Source organism: Acuticoccus kandeliae, assembly GCF_003073115.1.
This window is the reverse complement of sequence record NZ_QBBV01000001.1, coordinates 2,788,720-2,795,412: the sequence shown is the minus strand read 5'-3', so window position 1 is coordinate 2,795,412 and position 6,693 is coordinate 2,788,720. Positions and strand designations below refer to the sequence as shown.

At 61.8% G+C, this 6,693-nt stretch carries 8 protein-coding genes and 1 pseudogene; 3 read left to right on the top strand and 6 right to left on the bottom strand.

Annotation, left to right across the window (positions count from 1 at the left end; genetic code table 11):
- Together DBV35_RS31465 and DBV35_RS31055 are read right to left on the bottom strand one after the other, a co-directional pair.
- A pseudogene (locus DBV35_RS31465) lies at positions 1-349 on the bottom strand (DUF262 domain-containing protein); the annotation flags it as partial.
- Positions 342-551: a hypothetical protein gene (locus DBV35_RS31055; protein ID WP_205648590.1), complete on the bottom strand. Its 210-nt coding sequence runs from the start codon at positions 549-551 to the stop codon at positions 342-344. The gene DBV35_RS31055 and the pseudogene DBV35_RS31465, both read right to left, overlap by 8 nt.
- 367 nt (positions 552-918) lie before the next feature.
- On the opposite strand from DBV35_RS31055, the gene DBV35_RS12680 reads away from it, so the two are divergent.
- Positions 919-1,743 (top strand): hypothetical protein, encoded by an 825-nt coding sequence (locus DBV35_RS12680; RefSeq protein ID WP_108660472.1) that lies wholly within the window; start codon positions 919-921, stop codon positions 1,741-1,743.
- On the opposite strand, the gene DBV35_RS12675 is transcribed toward DBV35_RS12680, so the two are convergent.
- The 3 genes from DBV35_RS12675 to DBV35_RS30205 all read right to left on the bottom strand — a co-directional run bounded on the left by DBV35_RS12675 (position 1,690) and on the right by DBV35_RS30205 (position 3,815).
- The gene (locus tag DBV35_RS12675) at positions 1,690-2,136 is read right to left on the bottom strand and encodes a very short patch repair endonuclease (protein ID WP_281262227.1); all 447 of its coding nucleotides are present in this window, start codon (positions 2,134-2,136) and stop codon (positions 1,690-1,692) included. The two genes, DBV35_RS12680 and DBV35_RS12675, sit on opposite strands and share 54 nt — an antisense overlap.
- On the bottom strand, positions 2,133-3,305 hold the full coding sequence (locus tag DBV35_RS12670) for a DNA cytosine methyltransferase (protein ID WP_108660471.1): 1,173 nt from the start codon (positions 3,303-3,305) through the stop codon (positions 2,133-2,135). The genes DBV35_RS12675 and DBV35_RS12670 overlap by 4 nt, the downstream gene beginning before the upstream one ends.
- A 324-nt stretch (positions 3,306-3,629) precedes the next feature.
- Entirely contained in the window at positions 3,630-3,815 is a 186-nt protein-coding gene (locus tag DBV35_RS30205) for a hypothetical protein (RefSeq protein WP_157961711.1), read from the bottom strand.
- Positions 3,816-4,067: 252 nt separating this feature from the next.
- Here DBV35_RS30205 and DBV35_RS12665 point away from each other — a divergent pair, with 252 nt between their 5' ends.
- The gene (locus DBV35_RS12665; RefSeq protein ID WP_205648589.1) at positions 4,068-4,943 is read left to right on the top strand and encodes a hypothetical protein; all 876 of its coding nucleotides are present in this window, start codon (positions 4,068-4,070) and stop codon (positions 4,941-4,943) included.
- A gap of 401 nt (positions 4,944-5,344) precedes the next feature.
- A complete protein-coding gene (locus DBV35_RS12660) occupies positions 5,345-6,064 on the top strand; it encodes a carbonic anhydrase (RefSeq protein ID WP_108660469.1) in 720 nt (239 codons plus the stop codon).
- 199 nt (positions 6,065-6,263) lie between these two features.
- Here DBV35_RS12660 and DBV35_RS12655 read toward each other — a convergent pair whose 3' ends face one another.
- Positions 6,264-6,533, bottom strand: a complete 270-nt coding sequence (locus tag DBV35_RS12655; protein ID WP_108660468.1) for a hypothetical protein — start codon at positions 6,531-6,533, stop codon at positions 6,264-6,266.
- Between the last annotated feature and the right edge of the window lie 160 nt (positions 6,534-6,693).

The following is a 6,693-nucleotide window of genomic DNA, read 5'->3' as shown; positions in this document are numbered from 1 at the left end:
TTTTGTGGCCCCCCCCCCCCCCCCCCGCATTAAGCCGCTGGAAAAGGTCATACTTTGTCTGGTCATCGCTGGGTCTCTTCAGTATTTCAACGCCAATACGTCCCCGACGAATTGCGAGTTGTTGCGTCTTGCTAAGAGGGAATTGATCAACCAGAGGCGTATCAACGATTAAATTGGATTTATCCCAAACTGCATTGTGAAGGGACGGTAAATAATTAGTTGCATCTAGTATAGACGGAGAATGTAGCCCTCCATCAGGTGATCTCAGAAGCCCCATGAATTCTAAAATTGTTGAAATTCGTTGCAGTCCATCAATCAACTCCCATCGTCCGTCATCTTTTTCAAACACAAAGATAGATGGTATTGGTATACCAAGAAGAAGGGACTCGATTAATTTTTATTTGTCCAATATCCCAGCGAAATAATCTCTGGAATTCTGGATCTATAACAATCTCTTCATTTTCATGCATGCTAACGATTTCACCAATCGACATCTGATAAGCATCAGTGCGAACAAGGCGCTGCGTGTTTTCGATTTCCTCAGAGAGCATCAATCTGTCCTTTTGCTGGCGACCGCATTGGCCAACATCCGATTCATCGTTCAGGCGAGGCTAACGGGCAGGCATGGTGGTGTCACCGCTTGTATCGCGGGAGCGAAACGCGCCATCACGGATCCGTATTTGCGGGTCGAGCACTACCACTGACGCATCACAGGGCTCGTAAAAGCGGTCGATTTTGGGAAGCCTAGAACGGCTGCTTAGGCATGTCGCATTTCCGATACGACCTCGATTGGCACGAGCCGAATGTGGCTCCCATACTCCGAGTAGGCGCTCCATTAATCCTTCCTTTTCCTCCCGCCACGAATCCAGTTTGAATGGTTGCGCGACCCGTGATTGGTCGTGATACGAAAGCGATCGTATGTACGGGCCTGAAATCCTCGCTCGCACCCTCAGCCACCCTACGCGGCGGAGTGGCAAGGACGGCCTCGCTTGGCAATACCATCCGCGAAGCGACCACCACTCCAAGGTCGCTTGCTGGGGCGTCGTCTTCGATCTCCTTCGCACGAGCTCCGTATTGCGCCGTCACGTTGCGGCGGGCCGTGTGTGCTTCGGCATCAATCACGAGATGCGCGACTACGTGCACGATCGGAAAAAGGATCTCGACCTGGTGCTTTGCACTCCTGCCTCTTCCGGCGATGTGGGGCGCAAGACGTTGGCATCGCTGGTCGAGACCTATGGTGTCGACCTAGCGACGTCCGAGGAGGCGGAGCTCGCGGCCTTGCCGGTGCTTCACCAGGCACCCGTCGGCAGTGTGATCCTCGCCCTGGAAGCGAAGGCGTGCATGACCGAGCATCAGAAAGCCCTGCCGCGCTTTTACGACGAGCTCAATTCTTCGCACCGAACTGTGCATGGTGCGAGTGCCGAGGCGATCGCGGCCGGATTCGCGATGGTCAATATCGCGACCCAGTATCGCAGCCCGACCCGGTCGGAGGAGATCCGGCACGACCAACCTCGCGCCGCCGGCCTCGCCATTGCCAAGGCCGCCCAGCTACCCCGGCGCGCCAAGGTGGGCGACGAGGGCTACGACGCGCTCGCAATCGTTGTGGTCGACTGCGCGAACGACGGTTCTCCGGTCCTTCTCGTAGAAGCGCCGCCGGCGCCGCAGCCGGGCGACAACTACCACTACAATTCAATGATCCACCGGCTCGCGAATGCGGTCGCCACTCGGTTTCAGGATCTCTGATAGTCGGGTGAAGAGTGGCCCAGGATCCGCAGTCTCACATTCCCAAACCACGACCACGCGAAAGCCAAGCCGCCGCAACGCTCTTGCCGCAGCCGCATCACGGCGGCGATTGGAAGCGAACTTCTCCAGCCAGAAGGGGCGATTGGCTCCGGGGATCGTCGCGCGCCGACAAGCTTTATGGTGATGCCAGAAGCAGCCGTTCACGAAGACGGCCCAGCGTCTCGCCTTATTGGCGAAATCGGGTGAGCCTGGAAGAGTGCGCACGTTAAGCCGGTAGCGACACCCTATGCGACGCAGCAGTTCGGAGACGACGAGCTCGGGCTTGGTGCCACGTTGCCGCACTCGCGCCATCAAGGCGCTGCGTGCGGTGTTTGGCGGCGTCTCGGGCTTCACTCGGCGGCGAGAAGCGCGTCAGGCCCGGCGATGTATCCGCCCGTCTCCATCACGGCGAGGTGCCGTCTGAGGCCCTCCAGGAAGCCGGGTGCAAATCGTAGTGTGCTCTTTTCTGCGCGTGACAAGAAACCTCGGGTCGCCCGCGCTGAGAGAGGCTTGCCGGCAGCCTCGAGGAAATCGGCGAGCCGCGGGCGCGGCTGCCAGGTCGGGTAAGCGCCGATATCAACAGCGTGACGTGTGTTGCCGTCGGAACGAGCGGCACGCGGCCAACGGGCGCCTTGCGGGAGTGGCCGATCGCGCTCGATGGCGTAAGCGCCCGGCTCGGCGAGCCGTCCGCCGAGCCACTCGGCGACTGGCACCGTGACCGCGTTGCCGAGGAGGGACCATCGCAGCGAGGCGCGACCGACATTTTCGGCTGGCGACGTCCATCCGGCGCAGAAACCCTGCAGGCGCTCCGCGTCACCTATGTCCGGTGTGATGGCGCGACCATCAGGCAAGAGGATCGCCGGAGGGGAGGGGATGCCCACTGTGGACCCGTTCTTCAGTGTTGGGATTGCATCGCGCGCCCAGCCGACACCTCGAACTCCCTCTGTCCAATAGAAACCATGGGCGTGCGTGCCGAGTGTGGTCACCTGGTCGGGCGGGACGACGTCGTCGGCGCAGAGAACCGATACAGGGTCGACGTCCGTTGTGGTTGCAACGAAAAGGACACGTTCGCGGCGTTGGGGTAGAAAAGAAAGGGAGTTCACGACGCGGTAGGCCCAGCGATAGCCCCTCTCCTCGAAGGCCTCGACCAGCATGCGCAGCGCACGGCCTCGATCCAGGTGCAGCATGAAGGAAACGTTTTCCAGGACTACCCATGGCGCCCGGCGACGATCGAGGAGGCGGAAAACGTTGCCGACGAGGCTCGAACGGGAACCTTCTATCCCCGCGGTTTTCCCCGCCTGGCTTAGGTCTTGGCAAGGAAATCCGCCTACGACCAGTTCGACATCCTCGGGGAGATCGTTAACTTCGGCGACATCTCTGGCCAATTCGACCTGTGGAAATCTGGAATGCAGGACCGCGCGGGCGGGTTCCCAGATCTCGCAGAGGAATCGGGTGTCGTGTCCGGCGGAGGCGAGGCCCTGTTCAAACCCACCGATTCCCGCGAACAACCCTGCGACGTTCATTGCTGCGAGAGCTCCCTTAGAATCGTCGGGAATGTTGGCACAATGTTCTCACTGTGGCTAGGCGAACGGGCGCACCCACTTCCCTGATTGACTTCATGTAGCGGCTCCGAGGTCCGCGATGATCTGCTCGAGGTCGATTTGTCGGTGCTAGGCCGTCACCCGCATCTGCTCCTCGCTTCGGTCAGCGAAGGTGCTGATGACGACGGGTTTGATGTTAGCCACTCGGTCCTAACCGCTTGAAATTAAAGGGCGCGCGATTAGCCAATTTCAGACCGATTGCCCAGCATTATCAACGCGTTGCGGTGGATTTTAAGTCCGGTATGTCTACCATTCCATCACGCCCGCATCGTTGAAATCGTTGGGCTTTTCGCTCGCCTTGCGGGCGAAATCAGCCACGTTTTCGTCCTGCCGATGTTCGGTAGCAGGGCGACCGACGACTTCGCAAGACGTCGCGGCCCCGGCATGTCGGGTATCGCGCGCCACCATCAACGAAGACTTGCGGCCGCGCATCGCGAAAAGCTGCGCGGGGTGCGCGCCGCCCGCCGCGAGGACTGTGGCGCCCGTCGCCCTCTATACGTGGATTCTCCATCAGCTACGGCCCGTCTGGCGGCGCATTCAGGCATCTTTGTTATAGGATAATTGCAACCACCGATCCGCCATGTAATCCTGCCGACGAATGACAAGTTAAATCCGATCGAGCAGGCGGGGCATTCCATGGCATCTTTTCATCCAATCGCGACTTTCTTTTTCGGCAATCACAATTTGGCTCTTTCGCGCACATTGAGCGACGTGCCGGAGACCTTCCCCGACCACCATGCCGTTCAGAACACCGGACCCTTCGTGGTTCCGGGGCTCTTCGACATCGCCATCGCGCGCTTTCTGGGCGTCTCGGTCGCCCATGCCGGCGACAGCGGGACCAACGTCTTCGGCGTCCCCGCCTGGCTCGCGGACCGTGCGAGCGCAGTGGAGCACATCTATGTCGGGCGCGGCGGGGAGGACCGGTTCTTCCTGCGCGACGGGCTCGTGGAATCGGTGCTGCTGCCGACCAATGACGGGATGGAATCCTACCGGGACGGGGATGGGAACGTCGTCGTCGACCTCAAGGAGGTCAGCACGATCTACAACCTCACCGACGGCGAGGACACGATCAACTTCGACACCCCGCAGGACGCGACCGGCGTCTTCACGATCGAGGAGGTGAACACCTACCTCGCCGACCACGCGACGCCGCAGAGCGACGGCGAGGCGTTCCTGGTCGCCCTTCTGGAGGATGCGCTCACCCACACCAACCGCTTCTCCAGCCACATCGTCGTCTCGTTCGACCTCAAAGACGCCCCGCTCGGCGCCTCGACCTTCGCGAGCGATGCGCCGCCTCTGATGCTGCTCGCCGCGACCGACAGCAGCGACGACACCGACACCGACGTCGCCGGCGGCGTCGGCATCGTGGGCACCTCGGTCGGCATCATCGCCAACAACTTGCCCGACAGCTCCGACGATGACGATGACGGGGGCGATGATGGCGGCGACGACGGCGGAGACGACGGGAGCGATGACGACGATCTCAGCGACATCTTCGACGACATTGACACCGACGCGCTGCTCGATGGCCTTGAGGATTTGTCGATCCTGTTGATCTGACGGGACGCGCCACGCGCTCCCACCAAGGCGCTGGCGAGGATTTTAAGCGTCCTCGTCAGCGCCGTGCGCGCCGGCTCGGGCCGCTTCGGTCCGGACGCGGCTGTCGCGCGTCAGGTGCGACAGACCAAATCTCGTTCGCCTCAGGGACCGCGCGGTGGCAATTTCCCGACCACGCCGCGACCGGCGATGCGATCATCGGCCCTCGTTTTGCGGATGCGAAGGCACTATCGGTGTCACCGATTTTCGCAGAAACATGATCTAAATTTCATCGCAACTTTATATATGCTGGTCTTGCTTTCGCGGCGGTGTTGATTTCTGGAGAGGCAAATATTCCGCCTGTGAAAATCCTGGGGAATAGAGTAATCTCGACGTCCAAAACTAGACTCCGGGAACAACAATAAATGTGCAACGATCACCCGACTGACCTCACCCGCCGCGTACTCCTGGGCACGGGGGCGCTCGCCGCGTCCGCCGCGTTCACGGGCGGCTTCGTGACGCCGGCGGCAGCGCAGTCCTCCACCTCCGCGCCGAACGCAATCAGTCCGTCCGAAGCGCTGCAGCGCCTCGTCGACGGCAACGAGCGCTACGTGAACAACGTCTCGCGCAATGTCGATTTCTCGGCCGACCGGGTGAGCCGTGCGGCGGCGCAATATCCGTTCGCCGGGTTCGTCTCTTGCGCCGACTCGCGCATCGCGCCGGAGCTTGCGTTCGACCAGGGGCCGGGCGAGGTGTTCGTCGTGCGTCTTGCCGGCAATTTCGTGGATGAGAATGGGCTCGCGAGCATCGAGTTCGGCGTCGCCGTCCTCGGGATCCCGCTCCTCGTGGTGCTGGGCCACTCCGGGTGCGGCGCGATCGCGGCGACCATCGACGTGATCGAGAACGGCACCGAGCTTCCGGGGCACCTGCCGGGCCTCGTCAACGCTCTGAAGCCGGGCGTCGAGAAGGCGCTCGCCGAGAAGCCGGAGGATGCGCTGAAGGCGGCGACGGCGGAGAATGTGCGCTACAACGTGGAGCGGCTGAAGACCGCGACGCCGATCGTCGCCGACGCGGTCGCCGCCGGGACGGTCCAGGTGGTCGGCGGCGTCTACGACATCGCGACCGGCAAGGTCGAGCTTCTCTAACGCGCTCGCCGTGTGACCCGAGCGAAAAGCAATCGCATGAAGCAAGCATGCTTACCCGCTCGATCGGATCCGGATTGAGCGGGGGTGTGCCCCAGGTATTTGCGACGGCCCAACTTCGCCGCCGGTGATAGCCGAAATAAAAAGCGCTCCCGTTTGGGAGCGCTTTTTTGTTGGCCGGGCGCGGCGCGCCCGACGGAGATCAGAGCTGGCCGCAATTGTCGGCGATGTACTTCCCGGCGGCCTGCGCATCGGAGCGGGGCATGCCCTGGATCGCGCCGCTGTTCATCAGCGAGCGCGTCGCCGACTGGACGGCCGACTTCAGCGCACCGCGGTCCTTGCAGATCGCGTTGACGTCGTTCTGGCTGCGAACGGCGGCGAGGATCTTCTCCGCGGTCGGGCTGAGCGTGGCGGCGATCGCCGGGGTCGCGAGAGTGAGGGCGATCAGGGTCGTCGAAAGGATGGCGCGCATGTCGGTCCTGGAGGCTGGAATGGTCGTTCGGACCGGCTAGCAGGCCGGGCGGTCAACCCAAACGTCAGACTTTGCACCACCTCGCATTGTGGGCGCGGCGCGAGAGTCGCTCACCAGCGATGTTCCGGAGCAGCGTGTCCGCACTCGGACGTGCACGGAA

What these genes read in the sequence shown, in the direction of transcription:
- DBV35_RS30205 (WP_157961711.1), bottom strand. Translation starts at nt 3,815, where the DNA reads ATGCGCGGCCGCAAGTCTTCGTTGATGGTGGCGCGCGATACCCGACAT.
- DBV35_RS31055 (WP_205648590.1), bottom strand. Translation starts at nt 551, where the DNA reads ATGCTCTCTGAGGAAATCGAAAACACGCAGCGCCTTGTTCGCACTGAT.
- DBV35_RS12655 (WP_108660468.1), bottom strand. Translation starts at nt 6,533, where the DNA reads ATGCGCGCCATCCTTTCGACGACCCTGATCGCCCTCACTCTCGCGACC.
- DBV35_RS12660 (WP_108660469.1), top strand. Translation starts at nt 5,345, where the DNA reads ATGTGCAACGATCACCCGACTGACCTCACCCGCCGCGTACTCCTGGGC.
- DBV35_RS12680 (WP_108660472.1), top strand. Translation starts at nt 919, where the DNA reads ATGTACGGGCCTGAAATCCTCGCTCGCACCCTCAGCCACCCTACGCGG.
- DBV35_RS12670 (WP_108660471.1), bottom strand. Translation starts at nt 3,305, where the DNA reads ATGAACGTCGCAGGGTTGTTCGCGGGAATCGGTGGGTTTGAACAGGGC.